This is a genomic window from Pseudomonas sp. No.21 (assembly GCF_054558415.1).
On the sequence record NZ_BAAJNO010000007.1, the window covers coordinates 274,448 to 294,369 of the forward strand.

Here is a 19,922-nt window from a genome sequence, read left to right on the forward strand (position 1 = left end):
GGGGAAGTCATCCTCGTCAGAAATCCGCGAGGCCGCCTTTTACGACGGCATGATGGTGTCGCCATTCGGCGACGATCTGTACACCGTCCGCGTCGACTGCAAGGCCCCCGACGGCACGCTGCTGGCCAGCCGCCAGGAAATCGTGACCCTCGGCGACGAGGCCTCGACCCTCTACATGGGCCTGATCAGCACGGAGCCACGCAAGGGACGGAGCCACGAGCCCGAGTGGGTCATCGCCGAGAAGGCACCGCCACCACCGCCCGACCCCACCTGCCCTCGCCGTGAGTCACCGAGCGCCTACACCCAGGCATTCGCAGCCATCGAGCAACGCCTCGCCGAGGATGGCCAGCAGAAGGTCGCGATGAAGCGCCTGAACAGGCTGGCCCACCGCAATGGCTGGCTGCTGGTGGAGGCCGAATACGAGCGCCTTGGCCCCATGAGCTTCCTCCTCGCGCCTGCCGGCCAGGGCTACTCGGTGGCGAGCTATTACGTTGGCACCACCCCGAAAGGCCAGCGCTACGCGCTGATCCATGAGCTGTTCCTGCGCGAAGCCCCCCAGGTGCCGCCCGACCTGCTCGCCTGCCTGCTGGACTGAGCTCTCCTCCAAGGCACGCCCCGTAGGTTGGCCAGGGCGGCGCTCCGCTGAGGCACGAAACCCAACGCAGCGATCCCGCCCCCCGCACCGTTGGGCCTCGCTGCGCTCGGCGCCAACCTACGCCCATCCCCACACGGGCTTCACCGGTGTGTAGGGTGGATGCCGCTCTTTGCATCCACCATGCGATGCCCGGTCAAGCACCGCTGGTGAGCCGACCCCAGTAGAATCCTCCCTCTCACCAAAGGAACGGACACCATGCACCTGCGCCCCCTCGAACTGCCCCGCGACGCCGAAGCCCTGAGCGCCTTCGAGGCCGGCTACGACACCTCTCTCATCTACCGCGTGGAGCGGCAGGGCCTGGCCTTTGCGCTGGTCGAGGAACGCCGCGCGGCGCCCTTCCGCAAGCGCTACGACGCCGAGGGGTTCGCCGAGGATGTCGAGGACGCGGACTTCACCGTCGCCGCCGAAGCCGAGGACGGCAGCCTGGCCGGGTTCGCCTGCGTGCGCCTGGATGAGTGGAACCGCAGCGCCGAGTTGAGCGCGCTGTTCGTCGCGCCGGCCTGCAAGGGCCAGGGGCTGGGCCGGCGGTTGCTGGACCAGGCAACGGCGTTCGCCCGCAGCTGCGGCGCGCGCTGCCTGTGGCTGGAAACCCAGAGCAGCAACCACCCTGCCATCGGCTTCTACCTGAAATCCGGCTTCGCCTTCAGCGGCCTGGACACCGCGCTCTACGACCCGCGCGAGACCGCGCCCGAGGAAGTCGCGCTGTTCTTCAACCAGCCCCTGGAGACCTGAAAAACGTTGGAACCGTTGCCCTCCCCGCCTCACTAAAAAGAGAACAAGGGGGGATCCGATGGACTATCTCGACCTGCTGCAATGGCCGGCCATGCTGGTCACCGTGGCCGCCGCCTGGCTGATCGGCTCGAAGACACCCGCCCGGCGCCACATCGGCTTCTGGGTGTTCCTGGCCAGCAACGCCCTGTGGATCGCCTGGGGCCTGCACGCCCACGCCTGGGCGCTGATCGTGCTGCAACTGTGCCTCGCGGCAATGAACCTGCGCGGGGCGAAGAAGGCCGACGAGGCGAGCTAGACGCTGCCCTCGCGCTCCACCACCAGGATGCGCGCCGCCCCACGGGGGTGGGCCACGTGCTCGCAACCGGGGCCGGCGTGGAACAGGTCGCCCACGCCCAGCAGCACCGCGTGCTCCTCGCCGCCCTCGCGGTAGCGCATCTCCACCTCGCCATCGAGCACCACGAAGACTTCGCTGCCGTCGTTGACGTGCCAGATGTATGGCTGGTCGGTCCAGTGCAGGCGCACCGTGGTGCCGTCGAGGTTGGCGATGTCCAGCGCGCCCCAGGCACGCTCGGCGGTGAAGTCGCGGCTGCGGACCACGCGCTGGCTCATGCGCGGCTCCCCAGGGGCGCGGTGGCCACCGGCGCTTTCGGCTTGCGGAACACCAGCAGGTTGCCGGCCATCACCAGCACCAGGCCGAGCAGCGCCGGGGCGGTCCAGGTGTAGCCTTCGGCGAAGGCCGAGATGTTCAGCGCCACCACCGGGAACAGCACCGTGCAGTAGGCCGCGCGCTCCGGCCCCATGCGCCCCACCAGGGTCAGGTAGGCGGTGAAGCCGATCACCGAGCCGGGGATCGCCAGGTACAGCAGCGAGCCGAGGTAGCGGGTGTTCCATTCCATGGCAAAGGGCGTGCCGCTGGCCAGGCACCACAGGGCCAGCAGCGAGGCGCCGTAGAACATGCCCCAGGCGTTGGTGGTCAGCGGCCGGTAGCCGGCCTTCTGCTGCAGGCTGGAGAGCATGTTGCCGGCGGAGAAGCACAGCGTGCCCAACAGCGCCAGGCCGAGGCCCAGCAGGGTTTCGCGGCTGGCCTGGTGGCCGGCCAGCTCGGGCCAGAACAGCAGCGCCAGCCCGGCCAGGCCGAGCCCGCCGCCAGCCAGCACGTTGGCGGCGATGCGCTGGCCGAAGAACACCCGTGCATTCAGCGCGTTCCACAGGGTGGCGGTGGAGAACACCACGGCGATCAGCCCGCTGGGGATCCACTGGCTGGCGGTGTAGAAGCACATGAAGTTGACGCAGAACAGGCACAGCCCCTGGGCCAGGCAGATCATCTGCGCGCGGCCGTCGAGCTTCTGCAGGCGGCGGCCGAGCAGCAGGATGGCGAACAGCACCACGGCGGCCAGGGCGAAGCGGTAGGCAATGGACACGGGGATCGCCACCTCGCCCATCTGCAGCTTGATGGCAATCCAGGTGGTGCCCCAGATCAGGACGGTGAGCAGGTACAGCGAGAGATTCATGGCGGTCATCCGGGTGGTGCGTCGTGTGCCCAGTCTCCCGCGCAGCCCGTCGGCGCGCTTGCAAAAACTTGCGCTTATCTGCGCCGCCCCGCTGCGTCGCGCGGGCGCCCGCGCTAGCATGAACACCCAAGCCCCGCGGTTGCCCCGAGCATGTCGTCACTCCTGCAGAACCAGGTCTTCCAGTCCCTCGCCAGCTCGCCCCATGCCCGCCTGGAGCATGCCGCCGAGCTGGGCGATGGCATGGGCGCGGCGCTGTGGAGCAACCACCACGACGCCCGCGACTACCAGGGCACCCGCCTGCACACGCTGTCGTGCTACCTGGCCGGCGGCACCGGCACCTTCCGCCGCGAGCGCCCGGACACCAAGGGCGCCCCGGACAAGCTGTGCATCCTCCCCGCCGGGCACGAGTCCTCCTGGGTGATCAACGGCGAGATCCGCCTGGCGCACCTGTACATCGCCCCGGCGCAATTCGCCCACGCCGCCGTCACCCTGCTGGACCGTGAACCGCGCGAGCTGGAAATGCGCGAAGCGACCTTCCTCGACGACGCCGAGCAAGCCGCACGCTTTCACCGCCTGATCCGCCTGGACTGGAACGAACCCGGCGAGCGCATGCTCACCAGCAGCCTCGCCCACGAGATGCTCGGCCACACCCTGCTGACCCAGGTCGGCCTGCGCCAGGGCCCGCAACTCAAGGGTGGCCTCGCCCCCGCGGTGCGCAAGCGGCTGATGGACTACATCGACGAACACCTGGCCGAGCCGCTGAGCCTGGGCGAGCTGGCGGCCTTCTCGGCACTCTCGGAATACCACTTCGCGCGGATGTTCCGCGAAAGCTTCGGCCTGCCGCCGCACCAGTACGTCCTCGCCCGCCGCCTGGCCCACGCCCGCCACCTGCTGGCCCGCACCGCCCTGCCCCTGGGCGAGGTCGCCCTGGCCTGCGGCTTCGCCAGCGCCAGCCACTTCAGCAACCGCTTCCGCAGCGCGGTCGGCGGCACGCCGGGGGACTATCGGGCCGCGATGGGGTAAGCGACGGGCCTCCTGGGGGCGCCGACGTGATGGGTTTCGCGGAGCTCTACCCATCCTACGGGTGCCACGTAATGCGGCGCGCCTATCGGAAAAGACGATCAGGAGAACGTCGTCCCATCCGCTGAGCGATGAAGGTGGCGCCGCTGGGCGAATGAATTCGCCCCTACAGGGAAATCATTGCCCCCCGCACGCTGGCACGGCTTCACAACGGCCGCCGGCCTTGGCTGCGTCACCGAGGGGTGCGGCCATGCGCGTGTCGTCCGGGGCCAGCTGGCGGGCGCAGGCGCGGGCCTGTTCGGCCTGACCCGGGCAGCCGCGTTCGGCCAGCAGCTCGGAGAGGTTGAACCAGCCCAGGGCATAGTCCGGCTTGCGGGTGATGCTCTGGCGCAGGGCCTTCTCCGCGCCCTCGCGGTCGCCCTCGGAGTAGCGCGCATTGGCCAGGGCGAACAACGGCAGCGGCTCGCGGTACCAGTGCCCGGAAGCCGTGAGGTAGGCCCGTTCGGCGCGTTCGCGCTGGCCGGTCTGTTCCAGGTCGCTGGCACCCTGCATCCAGGCTTCCAGGCGCGGCTCGGCCGGCAGTTGCTCGGGGGGCAGGGTCACCACCGCCCAGCGCTCGGCGCGCGCCCAGGTGCGATCGAAACTGCGCAGGTCGGTGACCCAGCGCCGTGTGGTGGCCGAACGCAGCACCAGCTCGTCCTTCGCACGGTCATAGCCGACCACCACCGCGAAGTGCCATTGCGGGTACCAGTCGAGCCCGAGGTTCTGCATCACCAGCACCGGGTTGCCCTCCGCCACCTGGGCCAGCAGGGCATCCAGGCTGGGTTGCAGCGGGTAGACCAGCATGCCGCTCTGCCGCGCCGCCGCCACCAGTTCCAGCTTGAGGCTGCCGCGCCGCTCGGGCAGGTAGACCTTGGGCACCAGCGCCTCCGGCGAGGTGGCCACGCCGCGGTGCACCAGCACCGTGGCCAGCGCCGCCGGGCCGCACTGGTAGTCCTCCTGCGGGTAGAAGGGCACGTCCACCAGCTCGATGCGCTCGGGCAGCCGCCCGCTCTGCGGGGGCAGCAGCGGGCCGCTGGCGCAACCGCCGAGCAGCACGGTCAGGGCGAGGAGCCCCGGCCGCAGCACACGCATCAACGGATGCACTTGATGAAGCTGAAGATATCCGTGGCGCAGAGCATGTCGGTGATGATGAAGATCACCAGGAACAGCACGATGATGCCGACCACGCCGGCACCGGCGGGCTCCTGCTGCAGCTGCTGGTTGAACTGCGCCAGCTCGGCCGGGGTGAGGCTGTTGATGCGCGCCTCCACCTGCTCGCGGGGCACCCCGTACTCCTGCAACTTCTTCTGCACGTCCTGGTTGTCGAGCATGCCGCGCAGCTGCGCGCGGTCGACCTGCTGCTGCTGTTCCTGCAGCGCCTGGGGCGTACCGATCATGGCGGCCTGGGCCAGCGGCACCTGGGCGAAGAAGGTGAGTTGGCTGGCGACCAGCACGGCGGCGAGTCGGCGGTTGATGGCGGGATTGAGCATGGTGGTTCTCCTGGATTCTGTTGTTGTGATCGATTGACCCGCGCCTCGCTTCCCGGGTTCCACCGTCCGATCGCCCGGTGTTCACCGCCGCATTGCGCAATGGCCACGGCACAAATAGAATGCGAAGCATTCCTATTTGATCCATTGCCGAATCCCCCTTCCGGAGCCCTCCTTGACCCACAGCCCGGCAGCCCCCGAGCAGGCGTTGCACAAGCTCTACAGCGACCACAACGGCTGGCTCCGCCACTGGCTGCAGCGCAAGCTCGGCTGCCCGCAGAGTGCTGCCGACCTGGCCCAGGACACCTTCCTCAAGGTGCTGCTGGGGCGCGAGGCGCACCGCATCCTCGAACCCCGGGCGTTCCTCACCACCCTCGCCAAGCGCGTGCTGGCCAACCATTACCGCCGCCAGGACATCGAGCGCGCCTACCTGCTGGCCCTCGCCGCGCTGCCGGAGGACGAGGCCCCCAGCGAGGAGGCCCGCGCCATCATCCTGGAGACCCTGGTGGAGCTGGACCGCCTGCTGGACGGCCTGCCGCCCCAAGCCAAGAAGGTCTTCCTGCTGGCCCAGGTGGACGGTTGCACCTACGCCGAGATCGCCGAACAGCTCGGCCTCTCCCTCTCCAGCGTCAAGCGCTACATGGCCAAGGCCGCCGAGCGCTGCTACTTCGCGGAGTGCCTCTGATGGCCCTGCGCAAGAGCGGCGAGCACCGCATCGCCCCCGCCGTCGCCGCCCAGGCCGTGCAGTGGCTGGTGGAGCTGCAGGACGGCACGCCGTCGCGCCAGCGCGAGGAGGACTGGCAACGCTGGCGCGCCGCCGACCCGGAGCACGAGCGCGCCTGGCAGCGTATCGAGTCGGTCAACCAGGGCCTGCGCGGGTTGAACACGCCCACTGCCCTTGCCGCCCTGGATGCCCCCACCTCGCGCGGCCGTCGCGACGCCCTGAAGCTGCTCACCCTGCTGGTGATCGCCGGTGGCGGCGCCCTGGCGGTGCGGGACAGCGAGCCGCTGCTGGCCCTGCGCGCCGACCAGAGCACCGCCGTGGGCGAGCGGCGCAACCTGACCCTGGACGATGGCTCGACCCTGTCGCTGAACACCGACAGCGCGCTGGACATCCGCTTCGACGCCCGCCAGCGCCTGCTGCACCTGCGCCAGGGCGAGATGCTGGTGGACGCGGTGGACGAGGCTCGCCCGCTGCGGGTGGAAACGCCCCAGGGGCTGGTCCTGCTCAACGGCGGTCGCCTCGCCGTGCGCCTGCAGGACAGCCGCAGCCAGGTCAGCCTGTTCGCCGGCGATGCCCAGGTGTTCAGCCATGGCCAGCGCCTGGCCTTGCACCCCGGCCAGCGCCTGGACCTCGACGCCCGTGGCAGTGGGGCGGCCCAGGCGGTGGACGAGAACAGCGTGGCCTGGATCAACGGCATGCTGGTGGCCAGTGCCATGCGCCTGGGCGACTTCCTCGCCGAACTCGGCCGCTATCGCCACGGGCGCATCGGCTGCGACCCGGCCATCGCCGACCTGCGCCTGTCCGGCACCTACCCGCTGGACCACACCGACCGCATCCTCGCCCTGCTGCCGCGCACCCTGCCGGTGGAGGTGCGCAGCGTCACCCGCTACTGGATCAGCGTGCATCCCAGGGCCGCCTCCTGAGCCGCGCATCGGCCCTGTGAAAAAAATTTCCACCGACCTGAACCTTTTTCCCGGCCTCGCGTGACAGGGAAGGCAGAACCCCCTTTCCCTCTCTCGACGAGTGCCGCCATGAACGCCGACCCGACCCTCCGCCGCTTCACCCGCACGCCCCTGGCCCGCGCCCTGCAACCACTGCTGCTGGGCCTGAGCCTGGCCGCCACCGGGCTGCCCACCGTCGCCTACGCCCAGGATGCGGTGATCGGAGCCGACCAGCGTCAGGCCTTCGACATCCCGGCTGGCGCCCTGGAGCCCGCGCTCAACCGCTTCGGCCGCGAAGCCGGCGTGCTGCTGGCCTTCAGCCCGGAGCTGACCCAGGGCCGCAGCACCCAGGGCCTGAAGGGCGAATTCGCCGTGGCCGAGGGCCTCGACCACCTGCTCGCCGGCAGCGGCCTGCGCGCCGAGGCCGCCGACGGTGGCTTCAGCCTGCACACCGCCTCCGAAGGCGCGGCGCTGGAGATCGACCGCCAGGTGGTGATCGGCTCCCGCGCGCCGGTGAGCATCAGCGAGCTGCCGGGTACCGTCTGGGTGATCGACAGCCAGCAGCTGCAGGAGCAGACCAAGGGCGGCGTGCCCCTCAAGGAAGCCCTCGGGCAACTGATCCCGGGCCTGGACATCGGCCCCCAGGGCCGCACCAACTACGGCCAGAACATGCGCGGCCGCAGCGCCCTGGTGATGATCGATGGCGTGTCGCTGAACAGCTCCCGGGGCATCAGCCGCCAGTTCGACTCCATCGACCCGTTCAACATCGAGCGCATCGAAGTGCTCTCCGGCGCCAGTGCCGTGTACGGCGGCGGCGCCACCGGCGGCATCATCAACATCGTCACCAAGCGCGCCGAGGCGGGCGAGGCGCGCTTCACCAGCGAAATCGGCGTGCGCAGCGGCTTCGAGACCCACCAGGACCACGACTGGCGCGTGGCCCAGTCGGTCAGCGGCGGCAGCGAGCAGGTCAAGGGCCGCGTCTCGGTGGCCTACCAGAAGAACGGCGCCGCCTACAACGGCAACGGCGACCAGGTGATGCTCGACATCACCCAGACCGACCTGCAGTACAACCAGGCGGTGGACGTGATGGGCAGCCTGGACTTCGCCTTCGCCAACGGCCAGACCCTGAACCTGGGCATGCAGTGGTACGACTCCGGCTACGACGGCGAGAAGGGCGTGAACCTGGGGCGCAACTTCCAGGGCCTGCGCGGCCAGACGCCCTTCGAAGTGGAAGGCGGCGCCAGCTTCGACCGCGAACCGCACACCGAGCGCCAGCAGTTCAACGCCACCTGGCACGTGCCGGAGGTGCTGGGCCACGACTTCTACCTGCAGGCCTACTACCGCAGCGAGGAGATGGCGTTCCAGCCCTACCCCTCCATCACCTTCGCCAGCGGCGCCATCGACACCAACCGCTCCTACTACTCCGCCTCGCAGCAGGACACCGACTACTTCGGCCTCAAGTCCGTGCTGGTCAAGGAATGGGACCGCGTCAGCCTGACCTATGGCGCCGACTTCGAGTGGGAGAGCTTCGACTCCGACCAGGCCCTGTTCAACCTCGATACCGCCGCCAACACCGGCGGGCTGGTGGCCGACGAGTACGCCCGCGTCGGCCGCTACCCAGGCATCGACACCGACAGCAAATCGCTGTTCGCCCAGGCCAGCTGGAAGGCCACCGACGACCTGACCCTGTCCGCCGGCGTGCGCCACCAGCGCATCGGCAACGACGTCGGCTCCTTCGTCGCCGCCGCCCAGCAGATCCAGATCAGCAAGGGCAACGGCACCAGCGCCGACGCCGTGCCCGGCGGTTCCAAGGACTACCAGGTGGACCTCTACAACGCCGGCGCCGTCTACAAGCTGAGCAAGGCACAACAGGTCTGGGCCAACTACTCCGAGGGCTTCGAGTTGCCCGACCCGGCCAAGTACTACGGCCAGGGCAGCTACACCCTGGTGGGCAACCACTGGAGCCTGGGCCGCCACGTCAACGTCGAGGACTCGGCCCTGGACGGCATCAAGACCAAGCAGGTGGAGCTCGGCTGGCGCCACTACGCCGATGGCCTGGATGCCCAGCTGGCGGCCTTTTACGCCTGGTCGGACAAGAGCATCACCTACAACCGCACCACCCTGCTGGTGGAGCAGCTGGACAACAAGAAGCGCAACTACGGCCTCGAAGGCCAGGCCACCTACTGGCTGGACGACAACTGGCAGATCGGCGCCAGCGCCCTGGCCATCCGCTCCCAGCAGAAGATCGCCCAGCGCTGGCAGAAGCAGGACGTCACCGCCGCCAGCCCGTCCAAGCTCACCGCCTTCGCCGGCTGGCAGAACGGCGAGACCAGCCTGCGCCTGCAGGCCGTGCGCAGCTTCAACCTCAGCGACGATGGCAACGTCCTGGCCAGCGGCACCTTCGACGGCAACGACCACAAGATCGACGGCTACACCACCTTCGACCTGCTGGGCAGCCAGGCGCTGCCGGTGGGCACCCTCAACTTCGGCATCCAGAACCTGCTGGACAAGGACTACACCACCGTCTGGGGCCAGCGCGCCCAGGTGTTCTACGGCACCAACGCCACCGCCGACCTGTTCGACTACCACGGCCGTGGCCGCACCTACAGCCTGAGCTACAGCGTCGAGTTCTGAGCCCCGCCCCATACAGGCCACGGGCTGAAGTCCGGGCTACATCGCCCCCTCGGTGCGTAGGGTGGACCACGCTTCATCGGTCCACCGTCGGTGTGATGGGTAAACGCCGCAGTGGGAGCGGATTCATCCGCGACGAAGGCCGAACGCATGCACCGTAGCCCGGGCCTCAGCCCGGGAGGGGCCTCCGCCAACCCCGGACTGAAGTCCGGGCTCCCCCCTCATCAGACTCCTGACCGAACGACACGGAATTGGCCGTTTGCAACAGGCGTCGTGAAACCGGTTTTCCGTTCGTCCAATGGGATCGAACTTTGCAGAGCCAGCCTCAGTCAATCGCTCCATGCGTCAACAACTCAGGTAGCTCGCCATGTACAACCCCTTTCAGATTCTGACCGACGCCTTCCAGGCCGATTACCGGGTCAACCTCAGCCTGGAGCGCCTGGACGGCAACATCATGCTCACCCTGGCCGATGAGACCGGCGTGGTCGCGCGGCGCATGATCAGCCCCGCGCAGCGCAACGATCCGAAGCGCCTGGAGCGGGTGATCGAAAGCATCCGTTTTGGCATCGCCATCGAAAAAGGGCACAACGTCGGGGAAATGCTCAGCGCCATGACGGGAGGCAAGGCCCTCCCCACGCTGGTCGAGCGCCAGCCCGGTCGGGTCACCGGCCCGCTCGCCGTCGGTATCTGAGCGCCCTCACGGGCGCTCGTGCTCAGGCGTCCCCTTCGCCACCGCGCGCCACCTGCAGGCGCCGCCTCGGGTTCAAGCTGTCACTGGCCTCCGAGGGGAATCGCGACGAGGCGAAGCGCACCACCAGGATCGACAGCGCCAGCAGCAGGATCGCACCGCAGACATACACGATGCTCTCGTCGGGGCGGTTATGGTGCGAAACGTCGGAGATCAACAGGCGCGTCAGCGCGGTGATCGCCACGTAGATCAGAAAGCGCACCGGCATGTGGTTGGTCTTGAAGTAGATCCCCACCATCGCGCCCAGCTCCAGGTAGATGAACAGCAGCAGGATGTCATCCACCGTGATGTGCCCCTTCTCCACCATGCCCAGGAACGCCACCACCGCCGCCCAGGCGGTGATCCCCCCGATGGCGAACAACGCCAGGTAGTGGAAGCTCTCCACCAGCAGGTTGCCCAGCGACTCGGCCAGCCCGTGCACATTGCCGCGCAGCTCTTCAGCCCATTTGATTTTCACGATCCAGCTCCTCGGTACGTCTTGGTGGCGATGGTGCATCACCGGGATGACGATCCGACCTTGCAGGATGAAGGCCAGCGGTCCCGGCCCAATGAGATGCGCGGGTGCGACCAGACGCCACGGGACAGGTTGTCGCAGGGGCCGACGAGCAGCAGGACGTAGCGGCTGGCATGGCCTATGAATGACATCTGTTGACGGAGAAATCCGACCCATATACTGTACACACATCCAGTATCTTACAGACCGATTTCAAAGGTGAGAGGTGATGAATGGCCGTCGAAGTGGTGTACCGCAGCAGCCGCGACCCGGAGCGCTTGTTCATGGATAAAGCCGAAGCCGACCGTTACGACAAGATGCTCGAACTGGCCGAGTCCCTGGCCACCGTCCTGCACAAGGCCGTGCCTTCGCTGAGCGAACAGCAGGTCGAGGACCTGGGCATCTACATGGCGCGCAACCGCGACATCTTCGCCCGCGCCTTCAAGAACCAGCCAGACGCCCTCGCCGAACTGGACGCCGTCCCCGCCGAGGAATGACCCCAACACCCCTCATTGCAGGCATGCCCGTCCTGCACCGAGCCCGCTGCCCCAGCGGGCTTTTTTTTGCCCGGCAAAAGTCCGCGCCGGCACCTTGCGCCGTTTGTTCAAGCCCCAGGCCACCGCCCGATCGCATGCTGCAAGCCCCTTATGAAGGAGCTTCGCCATGCGCCGTCTGTTCGCCTGCCTCTATGCCCCGGTCTTTCTCCTCGGCTTTCTCGCCCTGGCCCTGTGGATGACCGAGCACCTGCCCTTGCGCTGGTTGCTGTTGTTGCTGATCCCGGCCATCACCGCCTGCTTTCTCGCCGAAGCCTGGCTGCCCTATGAACGGGCCTGGAACCGAAACCACGGCGACCGCCTGCGCGACTCGCTGCACGCGCTGGTCAACGAAGGGCTCAACTGCCTGGGCATCCTGGTCATCCCGTTGAGTGCGGCGCTGCTGCCGGAGGCCGGGCTCTGGCCCCATCACTGGCCGCTGGCGTTGCAACTGCTGGCCGCCATCATCGTCGCGGACCTGGGCATCACCCTCATGCACTACGCCAGCCATCGGGTGGGTTTCCTCTGGCGCCTGCACGCCGTGCACCACAGCGTGAAGCGCATGTACGGCTTCAACGGCCTGATGAAGCACCCGCTGCACCTGGGCTGCGAAGCCCTGGCCGGCACCCTGCCGCTGTTGCTGCTGGGCATGCCGGAACGGGTCGCCGCCCTCCTCGCCCTGGCCATCACCCTGCAGCTGCTGCTCCAGCACAGCAACGTCGACATGCGCATCGGCGCGCTGCGCCACCTGTTCGCCTGGGCGCCGGTGCACCGCTTCCACCACATGAAATACGGCCGCGCGGGCGATGTGAACTTCGCCCTGTTCTTCAGCCTCTGGGACCGCCTGCTGGGCACCGCCTTCCACAGCGACTACCGCATGCGCGGCGACGACCTGGGCATCGGCAGCCGCCCCGACTACCCCGACGCCTACCTCGCGCAGCTGGCCGAACCCTTCCGCGAAAGCACGGGCGAACACCCCGCCCCGGAGATGCCACGGGGGTTGGTGCGTTCGTAGCCGCCGAATCCCGCGTAGCGGCGACTTCAGTCGCCAAGGGCAGCGCAGCGGCCCCAATGCCCAAAGCGGGCGAATGAATTCGCCCCTACACCAATGCAACCGGCAGCAATGGCTGCTCCGCGGTAGGGTGGGCTTCAGCCCACCAACGCAAGCACCGGTGGATGAGAAGAGCGTCATCCACCCTACATCCCGGTCAGCCCCGGGGGCTGAATCGAGCGCGAATGCCGCCCGCAAGCACGAACCGTAGGATGGGTTGAGCTCCGCGAAACCCATCACTGGCGACCCCAGGGTGCCCACGCTTAGCCGATCAAACGCAGTTGCAGGCTGCCGAGGTTGCGGTCGGCACGGATGCCGAAGGTGGCGCGCATGGTGCGGGAGAAGTGGGAGGCGTCGGCGAAGCCGGCGCCGTGGGCGGCCTGGGTGAGGGAGTGGCCTTCCAGAGCCAGGCGCACGGCGAGGCGCAGTCGGCGCCAGAGCACCAGCCGGCGGACCGACAGGCCGACCTGCTCGCCGAACAGCCGCTCCAGTTGGCTCAGGGACAGGCAGGCGCGGTTGGCCAGGGCCTGGGCGCTGACCTTGTCGGCCAGCAGCTCGTCCACCTCGTCCAGGGCCCGTTGCAGGCGAGCGTCCAGCGTCGGGCGCGGCGCGGCCAGCAGGCGTTCGGCCAGGGTCTGCAGACCCGTGCCGGCGTCGGCCACCAGCGCCAGCAAGGCCTGCGGAGCGAAGGCCAGGGGTTCGGCGTAGACGGCCAGCAGTGCCTGCCCAGGCAAGGCCAGCGCGTGCTCGCGCATGGATTCCACCAGCACCACCTGGTCGCCCACCGGCTCGCCTTCCACCCGCAGGTGAACCTGGGCCTCGCGGGCAATGAGCACCTGGTGGGCGTAATGGGCATGGGAGCCGGTGTCGCCATTGGCGCCGTCGATCAGGCAGAAGTCGTGGGCCAGCCAGAGGGCGCCTTGCCAGGGGGATTCGATCATCGGGGGACATGTTGTCGGTTGCGGGGCGGACAGCATTGGGGGGCGGAGGCCGATAGGGCAAGAGGAAGCTGCCGAGCCCAAGCCCATTGCAGTTCGAAGGTCGTCTGCCTAGGGTGCTGTCCTTGTCGATTTGCCTGGCGTTATGGCGGGTCGCGTGAGGAGACCTTCGGGTCTGCCGGTTCCCGTCTTGCCGGTTCGCTAACCTCACGCGCTCCGCCTCCTTTCATCGCCATCTTCTGACATGCAAACGGGACGATCTCCCCAGCAGTCCGATTGTTCGCTCAGTACCCCCTCCCTATCCTCCGGCGGTCGCGGTCAATCCCGCGACCGGGCGTTGACGGCCCGAAGAGATGGCGCATCGTGCCCACTGGCACATGTGGAGGGCGGCGCATGCCTTTTGCAGACGTGCCCGAGCCTGCAAACCTCCACATCGCTCAATGGCGGACTGCGCGGGGAGACCCTGAGGTCTGCCGGTCTACATCTCGCCGGTTCGTCAACCCCGCGTGGTCCGCCACCCTTACCTTGACGAAACAGAGTGGCGGCTCCTGTACCCAGAGATGGAGCTTCACCATGCACGATGCATTTATCCCCCTCTCCTTCTACCGCCACAACCGCCCGCTGCGCGCGCTGATGCTGGACAACCAGCCCTGGTTCGTCGCAGAGGATTTCGCCCGCATCCTGGGCATGCAGCATCCGCAGACCCTGCACCGTCGCCTTGGCAGCGACCATGCACGGCGCGTGTTCCTCGCCTGCGCCAGCGGCCTGGAGGAACCGGTGGATGTGATCAGCGAGGCCGGCCTGTACAAGGCGCTGGTGCGCTTCGGCCACCCCGAGAACCCGCACCTGGAGCGCTGGCTCAATCGCCAGGTGATTCCCACGCTGCGCGATGCCCATGCGTGTGACCGCCAGGTGCCGCGTCGCGTGTTGCTGGCCTGGCAGGGCACGCGGGTGGTGATGCTCGACTGGCAGGGGGAACTCTGGGTGCCGCTGGAGGACATGCCGAGCCTGGTGTACTCGGGCTAGGCAGGTCACTTTTGTGGGAGCGGTTTCAACCGCGAAGGTCCGTGCGCCGGGCCTGATCGCGAATGAATTCGCTCCCACGGGGAAGACCCGTGCCGCTCGGTATTCCCCGGGCTACGGGCATGCCGCCTGCTGCGGGAGCGGCCTGGAGCCCCTTGGCCTAGTCGTCGTGGAAGCGCCGGGCGATGTCCTGGAACTGGGGGTGGATGCGGGCGAAGGCGTCGGTGATGTCCGGGTCGAAGTGATTGCCCCGCCCCGCGAGGATGATCGGCACCACGTCCTCGTGAGGCATGGCGGCCTTGTAGCAGCGCTTGCTGATGAGCGCGTCGTACACGTCGGCCAGGGCCATCAGCCGCGCGGAGAGTGGGATCTCGTCACCGGCCAGCCCGGTCGGGTAGCCGCTGCCGTCCCATTTCTCATGGTGGTGACAGGCGATCTCCTTGGCCAGGCGCAGGAACTCCACTTCCACCCCCAGGGCCTCCTCGGCGTGGACGATGGCTTCCTTGCCCAGGATGGGGTGGTTCTTCATCTGGGCGAATTCCTCGGGCTCCAGCTTGCCGGGCTTGAGCAGGATCCGGTCCGGCACGCCGACCTTGCCGATGTCGTGCAGGGGGGCGGACTTGAACAGCAGGTCGATGGTCTTGGGCGTGAGTTCATCCTGGAAGCGCGGGTGGTCGCACAATTCCTCCGCCAGCAGCTTCACGTAGTGCTGGGTACGCAGGATGTGGTTGCCGGTCTCGTTGTCGCGGGTTTCGGCGAGGGACGCGAGGGAGTGGATGGTGATGTTCTGGATCAGCTCGTTCTCCCGGGTGCGCCGCTCCACCTCCTGTTCGAGGTAGGCGTTCTGGTTGTAGAGCAGGTCCCGCGCGGTCTTCAGTTCCAGGTGGTTGCGCACCCGGGCGAGGACGATGGCGGGGGTGATGGGCTTGTGGATGTAGTCCACGGCGCCGAGGGCCAACCCGTGGGCCTCGGCGCTCTCCTCCACCTGGGCGGTGAGGAAGATCACCGGCACGCCGCGCGCCTGGGGGATTTCCTGCAGCGCCTGCATCACCTGGTAGCCGTCCATGTGGGGCATCACCACGTCGAGGAGGATGAGATCCACCCGGGTGCCCGAGGTGAGGATGTCCAGGGCCCGCTGGCCATTGATGGCGACCTTGACCCGGTAGTGGGGCCCCAGCAGGGCGCTGAGCAGCGAGAGGTTCTCCGGCGTGTCGTCGACCACCAGCAGGGTGGGTTTGCTGTCGGGATCCATCAGGTTGAGCATCGAAGGTGACCTCACTCCATGTTGAACAGTTCGGGCCTGGCGGTCCGGAGTTCGTGCAGATGTGCCAGGGCATCGGTGAAGCGGAACTGCGTCATGGCCTCTGCCATGGCCGGCGCAGCGCCGCCCAGGGCATCGTCGAGCGATGGCCGGTGCTGCTGGAAGAGGGCCAGGGCATCGGCGTCGTCATCGGCCAGCAGGGCCATCAGGCGTGCCACCAGGCCGGGCATGTCGGGTGCCTCCTGCCCGGGCGGGGCGGCGTTCTCCGCCGGCAGCAGCGCTTGCAGGCCCTCGGCCAGGCGCTGCTGCAGCTGCACGCCTTCCTCGGCCAGGGCCAGGAGGCCGCCGAGGTCTTCCTGCCCGGACAGGGCGCCTTCGAGCCGGGCGGAGAGTTCCCGCAGCGACTCGGCGCCCAGGGTGGCGGCGATGCCCTTCAAGGTGTGGGCGTGACGGTGCGCTTCCTCCCGCTGGCCGGCCCGCAGGGCGGCGACCAGGTTCTGCATGGGCTGGCTGCCCTGGCGGGCGAAGCTGCGCAGCAGGTCCTCGTACCACTGCCAGTTGTGCATCAGGCGCTGCAACGCCGTCTCGGCGTTCAGGCCCAGTGCCTGCAGCGGCTCCAGCCCATGCTCCGGCGAGGCCGGTTGCGGGGCTGGCGGCTCGCTCGGCGCCTCGGCCTGGTGGGCGAAGGCGGGCAGCCAGCGCAGCAGGGCGGCATAGAGTTTCTCGGGGTCGATGGGCTTGGCGATGTGGTCGTCCATGCCGGCCTCCAGGCAGCGCTCGCGGTCGCCGGCCATAGCATTGGCCGTCATCGCCAGGATCGGGATGCGCGCCCCGCCCTGCTCGCGCTCGCGCAGGCAACGGGTCGCAGCCAGGCCGTCCATCACCGGCATCTGCATGTCCATGAGGATCAGGTCGACGGGCACCTGGGCGGCCATTTCCACCGCAATGGCGCCGTTCTCGGCCACCACCACCTCGGCGCCGACCAGCCGCAACAGCCCCTTGGCGACCTGCTGGTTCAGCTCGTTGTCCTCGGCCAGGAGAATCCTCGCGCCATCGAAGCGCTGGGGCACGGGCGGGCCGGCGCTGCGCTGGGGCAGGGAGGTCGCCTGCTGGCCGAACAGGCCGATGAGGGTGTCGAACAGCACGGAGGCGCACACCGGCTTGACCAGTACCCGGTCGAACCCGGCGCCTTCGGCCTCGCGGAACACCTGTTCGCGGCCGTAGCCGGTGACCATGATGCGGTGGGGCCGGCTGGTCATGCCGCGCGCGATGAGCCGGCGCCCGGTCTCGATGCCGTCGAGCCCCGGCATGTGCCAGTCCAGTAGCACCACGTCGTAGGGGTGCCCGTCCTGTTCGGCGTCAGCGATCATCTGCAACGCCTGCTGGCCCGATTCGGCCGTATCCACGGCAAAGGTCATGCTGGCGAGCAGGGTGGCGAGGATGTTGCGCGCGCTGGGACTGTCGTCAACCACCAGCATGCGCCGGCCGCGCAGGTCCAGGCTGGGCAGGTAGCGGGCGCGTCGCCGCCCCCGGCCGAGCCTCGCGGTGAACCAGAAGGTGCTGCCCTGGCCCGGCTCGCTGTGCACGCCCACCTCGCCCCCCATCAGTTCCGCCAGGCGCCGCGAGATGGCCAGGCCCAGCCCGGTGCCGCCGTACTTGCGGGTGGTGGAGGTGTCGGCCTGCTGGAAGGACTGGAACAGCCGCTGCTGCTGCTCCGGGCTCATGCCGATGCCGGTGTCCTGCACGGAGAAATGCAGCAGCACCTCCTCCGGCCAGGTCTCCAGGCAGTTGACCTTGACCAGGATCTCGCCCTGCTCGGTGAACTTGACCGCGTTGTTGGCGTAGTTGATCAGGATCTGGCCCAGGCGCAGCGGGTCGCCGAGCAGCAGCGTGTCCAGCCGGTGGTCGATCTCGAACAGCAGTTCGATGCCCTTGGCCTCGGCCTTCTCTCCCACCAGGGTGGCGAGGTTCTCCAGCACGTGGTCAAGGTCGAACTCGATCCGCTCCAGGTCCAGCTTGCCGGCCTCGATCTTCGAGAAGTCGAGGATGTCGTTGATGATCCCCAGCAGGTGCTGGGCCGAGCGCTGGATCTTGCTCAGGTAGTCGAACTGCTGCGGGTCGAGGGGGCTCTGCAGGGCGAGGTGGGCCATGCCGAGGATGGCGTTCATCGGCGTGCGGATCTCGTGGCTCATGTTGGCAAGGAAATCGCTCTTGGCCCGGGTGGCGCTTTCCGCCAGGACATAGGCCTGCTCCAGTTCCTGGTTCTTGGCCTGCATCAGGGCGAAGAGTTCCTCGCGGGAAGGCTCGGCGAACTGCTGGCGCATGCGCTGCTGCAACTCGGCATCGGGCCAGCGTGGCAGCCGGCAGGACAGGGCGAGCCCGCCCTCCGCCAGGACGAGCAGGCGGACGCCGCCCTGCAAGGCCCTGGGCAACTGGTGCTGCAGCGGCTGGTCCGCCGACAGGCCGAGCCCCAGCTCCTGGGTCCTGTCGTCCAGCCACAGCTGCAGGTGCAGGGCGGGCACGGTGGCCGCCAACTGGCGTACCAGCTCGGAGGTGGTGCTCGCCAGCGGCGCCATGAAGGCGGGGTGCGGATCGATGCAGGCGAGCACCTGCGCGACCTTGCGCCGGGCCACCAACGCGGAGGCCGGGCCATTGAGGGTGATGTCGCCGACCACGTGCCGCATCTAGCCGCCCTCGCCTGCCAGCACGCGCAGCACGATGCAGCTCGCATCGTCGGTGCTGCGCCCGCTGTGGGTGATGACCTGGCGGGCCAGTGACGCCGGATCGGCACCCAGGTCGAGCAGGCCGTCGCGCAGGTTCAGCGTTTCGCTGACCCCGTCGGAGTACAGCATCACAACATCCCCGGAATCGATCGGCTGGCGTTGCAGCAAGGGCGTTGGGTAGCGCTCGCCGAGCACGCCGTCGCGGGAGACGCCGCGCCAGGCCTCGCGGCCCCGCAGGCAGATGCGGGTGTTGCCGATGCCGGCGTAGCTCAGCTCGCCGCGCTCGCCGTTGACCAGCGCCACGCCGGCCGCCGCGCCACGGGTGCCGATGCAGTGCTGGTGCAGCAGCTGCAGCAGGCGGGTGGGCTCCTGCTCCGGGGTCTGCTGCAAAACCGCCTCGAGGGCACGGGCCAGCTGGTGGGCCGAGGCGCCATGGCCGCTGACGTCGATCAGCACCAGCGACACCCCGTCCGGCCCTGCCCGTGTGAAGGCCAGGTCACCGGAAACGCGCTCCGGGTGGCAGGGGCGGTTCTCGCTGGCCCATTCCAGTTGCAGGCCCCCCCGCCCCGCGCCCGGTTCCGGCAGGAAGAGACGCGCGGTATTGGGGGCCGGCCCCAGCCACTTGCGCGCCAGTACCTGCGTACCGCCCTCCGGCGGCAGGGTGATGGACAGCTCGGACATCATCCGGCGCACGCCTGGCAGCCCCAGCCCCAGGGTGCCGGAGGTGCTGTAGTGGTCCTGCACGGCCTTGTGCACGTCCTCGATGCCGGGGCCCTGGTCACGAGCGACGATGTCGATGCAGGGACGACCCTCGGCCTGGTTGAGGGCCAGCGTCACCTCGCCCTTCACGGCGTACTTGAGGATGTTGCTGCCAAGCTCCGACACCACGGTGGAGAGCATCGCGCGGTCCACCTCGGACAGGCCGGCAAGGAAGGGCAGCCGGCGCACCGACATCACCGCCAGGTGCAGGTCCACGTCGTGGCGCAACGGGTAGCGGGCCTCCCTGGCGTCCCGTTCCCCGGCCATGGCCTAGGCCGCTCCCTTGCAGCTGCGCGCGTGGGCCAGGGCGTCGTCCATGTCGATGAAGCAGCGCAACGGGCCGGGGTCGGCATCGGCCAATGCGAGGAAGGCAGCGATCCCGGGATTCAGGCCCACCAGCAGGCAGTTCGCGCCGAGCAGGCGGCACACGTCGGCCACCTTGCGCACTTGCTTGAACTCGTGGTGGTCGAGCAGCGTGACCGCCGAGAAATCCAGCAGCACGGCATGCTGGCGCCCCGAGAGCAGGCGTTGCGACAGCACCTGCATGAAGCGCTGCATGCCCTCGTCGCCCAGGTCCGGGCGCATGCTGACGACGATGCAATCGGCGACGTCGGCGATGCCCAGGTCGTTGCTTTCCAGCTCCATGACCG

21 protein-coding genes are annotated in these 19,922 nt (G+C 68.5%); 11 read left to right on the forward strand and 10 right to left on the reverse strand.

The annotated features are described in order from the left end of the window. Positions 1-52: 52 nt before the first annotated feature. From ACYJSS_RS16515 to ACYJSS_RS16525, 3 genes are all read left to right on the forward strand, one after another. Entirely contained in the window at positions 53-595 is a 543-nt protein-coding gene (locus ACYJSS_RS16515; protein ID WP_236205435.1) for a hypothetical protein, read from the forward strand. A 255-nt stretch (positions 596-850) separates the two neighbouring features. Next, the gene (locus ACYJSS_RS16520) at positions 851-1,387 is read left to right on the forward strand and encodes a GNAT family N-acetyltransferase (protein WP_111260075.1); all 537 of its coding nucleotides are present in this window, start codon (positions 851-853) and stop codon (positions 1,385-1,387) included. A 58-nt stretch (positions 1,388-1,445) separates the two neighbouring features. Next, positions 1,446-1,682 (forward strand): hypothetical protein, encoded by a 237-nt coding sequence (locus ACYJSS_RS16525; protein ID WP_111260074.1) that lies wholly within the window; start codon positions 1,446-1,448, stop codon positions 1,680-1,682. Here ACYJSS_RS16525 and ACYJSS_RS16530 read toward each other — a convergent pair. Further along, on the reverse strand, positions 1,679-1,996 hold the full coding sequence (locus ACYJSS_RS16530; protein WP_021220921.1) for a cupin domain-containing protein: 318 nt from the start codon (positions 1,994-1,996) through the stop codon (positions 1,679-1,681). The genes ACYJSS_RS16525 and ACYJSS_RS16530 overlap by 4 nt on opposite strands. Then, the gene (locus ACYJSS_RS16535) at positions 1,993-2,898 is read right to left on the reverse strand and encodes a DMT family transporter (RefSeq protein WP_236205434.1); all 906 of its coding nucleotides are present in this window, start codon (positions 2,896-2,898) and stop codon (positions 1,993-1,995) included. Before ACYJSS_RS16535 ends, ACYJSS_RS16530 begins: the two co-directional genes overlap by 4 nt. 150 nt (positions 2,899-3,048) lie before the next feature. Here ACYJSS_RS16535 and ACYJSS_RS16540 point away from each other — a divergent pair, with 150 nt between their 5' ends. Next, a complete protein-coding gene (locus tag ACYJSS_RS16540) occupies positions 3,049-3,921 on the forward strand; it encodes a helix-turn-helix domain-containing protein (protein ID WP_236205433.1) in 873 nt (290 codons plus the stop codon). 174 nt (positions 3,922-4,095) lie between these two features. Here the strand turns inward: ACYJSS_RS16540 and ACYJSS_RS16545 are convergent, their stop codons facing one another. Together ACYJSS_RS16545 and ACYJSS_RS16550 are read right to left on the reverse strand one after the other, a co-directional pair. After that, a complete protein-coding gene (locus ACYJSS_RS16545) occupies positions 4,096-5,052 on the reverse strand; it encodes a PA2778 family cysteine peptidase (protein WP_236205432.1) in 957 nt (318 codons plus the stop codon). After that, positions 5,052-5,450, reverse strand: a complete 399-nt coding sequence (locus tag ACYJSS_RS16550; protein WP_111260070.1) for a PA2779 family protein — start codon at positions 5,448-5,450, stop codon at positions 5,052-5,054. The genes ACYJSS_RS16545 and ACYJSS_RS16550 overlap by 1 nt, the downstream gene beginning before the upstream one ends. Before the next feature lie 172 nt (positions 5,451-5,622). On the opposite strand from ACYJSS_RS16550, the gene ACYJSS_RS16555 reads away from it, so the two are divergent. The 4 genes from ACYJSS_RS16555 (at position 5,623) to ACYJSS_RS16570 (ending at position 10,434) form a co-directional block, all read left to right on the forward strand. Continuing rightward, a complete protein-coding gene (locus ACYJSS_RS16555) occupies positions 5,623-6,132 on the forward strand; it encodes a sigma-70 family RNA polymerase sigma factor (protein WP_165676810.1) in 510 nt (169 codons plus the stop codon). Further along, positions 6,132-7,094: a FecR domain-containing protein gene (locus ACYJSS_RS16560; RefSeq protein WP_236205431.1), complete on the forward strand. Its 963-nt coding sequence runs from the start codon at positions 6,132-6,134 to the stop codon at positions 7,092-7,094. Before ACYJSS_RS16555 ends, ACYJSS_RS16560 begins: the two co-directional genes overlap by 1 nt. Positions 7,095-7,202: 108 nt before the next feature. Then, on the forward strand, positions 7,203-9,746 hold the full coding sequence (locus ACYJSS_RS16565) for a TonB-dependent receptor (RefSeq protein WP_236205430.1): 2,544 nt from the start codon (positions 7,203-7,205) through the stop codon (positions 9,744-9,746). A 364-nt stretch (positions 9,747-10,110) separates the two neighbouring features. After that, entirely contained in the window at positions 10,111-10,434 is a 324-nt protein-coding gene (locus ACYJSS_RS16570; RefSeq protein ID WP_111260067.1) for a DUF3509 domain-containing protein, read from the forward strand. Between the two features lie 22 nt (positions 10,435-10,456). On the opposite strand, the gene ACYJSS_RS16575 is transcribed toward ACYJSS_RS16570, so the two are convergent. After that, positions 10,457-10,948, reverse strand: a complete 492-nt coding sequence (locus tag ACYJSS_RS16575; protein ID WP_111260066.1) for a phosphate-starvation-inducible protein PsiE — start codon at positions 10,946-10,948, stop codon at positions 10,457-10,459. A 269-nt stretch (positions 10,949-11,217) separates the two neighbouring features. On the opposite strand from ACYJSS_RS16575, the gene ACYJSS_RS16580 reads away from it, so the two are divergent. Together ACYJSS_RS16580 and ACYJSS_RS16585 are read left to right on the forward strand one after the other, a co-directional pair. Continuing rightward, positions 11,218-11,481, forward strand: coding sequence for a YebG family protein (locus ACYJSS_RS16580; protein WP_111260065.1), 264 nt, complete (start codon positions 11,218-11,220; stop codon positions 11,479-11,481). A 166-nt stretch (positions 11,482-11,647) separates the two neighbouring features. Next, positions 11,648-12,532 (forward strand): sterol desaturase family protein, encoded by an 885-nt coding sequence (locus tag ACYJSS_RS16585; protein WP_236205429.1) that lies wholly within the window; start codon positions 11,648-11,650, stop codon positions 12,530-12,532. A gap of 299 nt (positions 12,533-12,831) precedes the next feature. On the opposite strand, the gene ACYJSS_RS16590 is transcribed toward ACYJSS_RS16585, so the two are convergent. Beyond that, positions 12,832-13,509 carry a helix-turn-helix domain-containing protein gene (locus tag ACYJSS_RS16590; RefSeq protein ID WP_236205428.1) on the reverse strand — a complete coding sequence of 226 codons (678 nt, stop codon included), beginning with the start codon at positions 13,507-13,509 and terminating at the stop codon, positions 12,832-12,834. A gap of 570 nt (positions 13,510-14,079) precedes the next feature. On the opposite strand from ACYJSS_RS16590, the gene ACYJSS_RS16595 reads away from it, so the two are divergent. After that, the gene (locus ACYJSS_RS16595) at positions 14,080-14,532 is read left to right on the forward strand and encodes a BRO-N domain-containing protein (RefSeq protein WP_236205427.1); all 453 of its coding nucleotides are present in this window, start codon (positions 14,080-14,082) and stop codon (positions 14,530-14,532) included. A gap of 157 nt (positions 14,533-14,689) precedes the next feature. Here the strand turns inward: ACYJSS_RS16595 and ACYJSS_RS16600 are convergent, their stop codons facing one another. From ACYJSS_RS16600 to ACYJSS_RS16615, 4 genes are read right to left on the reverse strand one after another with little or no spacing between them, the layout of a single operon-like run. Then, positions 14,690-15,793: a response regulator gene (locus ACYJSS_RS16600; protein ID WP_236205426.1), complete on the reverse strand. Its 1,104-nt coding sequence runs from the start codon at positions 15,791-15,793 to the stop codon at positions 14,690-14,692. An 11-nt stretch (positions 15,794-15,804) separates the two neighbouring features. After that, positions 15,805-18,474: a hybrid sensor histidine kinase/response regulator gene (locus ACYJSS_RS16605; RefSeq protein WP_236205425.1), complete on the reverse strand. Its 2,670-nt coding sequence runs from the start codon at positions 18,472-18,474 to the stop codon at positions 15,805-15,807. Then, the gene (locus tag ACYJSS_RS16610; protein ID WP_111260058.1) at positions 18,475-19,539 is read right to left on the reverse strand and encodes a SpoIIE family protein phosphatase; all 1,065 of its coding nucleotides are present in this window, start codon (positions 19,537-19,539) and stop codon (positions 18,475-18,477) included. Between the two features lie 3 nt (positions 19,540-19,542). Further along, positions 19,543-19,917 (reverse strand): STAS domain-containing protein, encoded by a 375-nt coding sequence (locus ACYJSS_RS16615; RefSeq protein ID WP_111260057.1) that lies wholly within the window; start codon positions 19,915-19,917, stop codon positions 19,543-19,545. Between the last annotated feature and the right edge of the window lie 5 nt (positions 19,918-19,922).

Coding starts and splice junctions, on each gene's coding strand:
- ACYJSS_RS16545 (WP_236205432.1), bottom strand. CDS start 5,052: ATGCGTGTGCTGCGGCCGGGGCTCCTCGCCCTGACCGTGCTGCTCGGC.
- ACYJSS_RS16565 (WP_236205430.1), top strand. CDS start 7,203: ATGAACGCCGACCCGACCCTCCGCCGCTTCACCCGCACGCCCCTGGCC.
- ACYJSS_RS16550 (WP_111260070.1), bottom strand. CDS start 5,450: ATGCTCAATCCCGCCATCAACCGCCGACTCGCCGCCGTGCTGGTCGCC.
- ACYJSS_RS16525 (WP_111260074.1), top strand. CDS start 1,446: ATGGACTATCTCGACCTGCTGCAATGGCCGGCCATGCTGGTCACCGTG.
- ACYJSS_RS16585 (WP_236205429.1), top strand. CDS start 11,648: ATGCGCCGTCTGTTCGCCTGCCTCTATGCCCCGGTCTTTCTCCTCGGC.
- ACYJSS_RS16615 (WP_111260057.1), bottom strand. CDS start 19,917: ATGGAGCTGGAAAGCAACGACCTGGGCATCGCCGACGTCGCCGATTGC.
- ACYJSS_RS16515 (WP_236205435.1), top strand. CDS start 53: ATGGTGTCGCCATTCGGCGACGATCTGTACACCGTCCGCGTCGACTGC.
- ACYJSS_RS16600 (WP_236205426.1), bottom strand. CDS start 15,793: ATGCTCAACCTGATGGATCCCGACAGCAAACCCACCCTGCTGGTGGTC.
- ACYJSS_RS16610 (WP_111260058.1), bottom strand. CDS start 19,539: ATGGCCGGGGAACGGGACGCCAGGGAGGCCCGCTACCCGTTGCGCCAC.
- ACYJSS_RS16590 (WP_236205428.1), bottom strand. CDS start 13,509: ATGATCGAATCCCCCTGGCAAGGCGCCCTCTGGCTGGCCCACGACTTC.
- ACYJSS_RS16530 (WP_021220921.1), bottom strand. CDS start 1,996: ATGAGCCAGCGCGTGGTCCGCAGCCGCGACTTCACCGCCGAGCGTGCC.
- ACYJSS_RS16560 (WP_236205431.1), top strand. CDS start 6,132: ATGGCCCTGCGCAAGAGCGGCGAGCACCGCATCGCCCCCGCCGTCGCC.
- ACYJSS_RS16595 (WP_236205427.1), top strand. CDS start 14,080: ATGCACGATGCATTTATCCCCCTCTCCTTCTACCGCCACAACCGCCCG.
- ACYJSS_RS16570 (WP_111260067.1), top strand. CDS start 10,111: ATGTACAACCCCTTTCAGATTCTGACCGACGCCTTCCAGGCCGATTAC.
- ACYJSS_RS16605 (WP_236205425.1), bottom strand. CDS start 18,474: ATGCGGCACGTGGTCGGCGACATCACCCTCAATGGCCCGGCCTCCGCG.
- ACYJSS_RS16535 (WP_236205434.1), bottom strand. CDS start 2,898: ATGAATCTCTCGCTGTACCTGCTCACCGTCCTGATCTGGGGCACCACC.
- ACYJSS_RS16540 (WP_236205433.1), top strand. CDS start 3,049: ATGTCGTCACTCCTGCAGAACCAGGTCTTCCAGTCCCTCGCCAGCTCG.
- ACYJSS_RS16520 (WP_111260075.1), top strand. CDS start 851: ATGCACCTGCGCCCCCTCGAACTGCCCCGCGACGCCGAAGCCCTGAGC.
- ACYJSS_RS16580 (WP_111260065.1), top strand. CDS start 11,218: ATGGCCGTCGAAGTGGTGTACCGCAGCAGCCGCGACCCGGAGCGCTTG.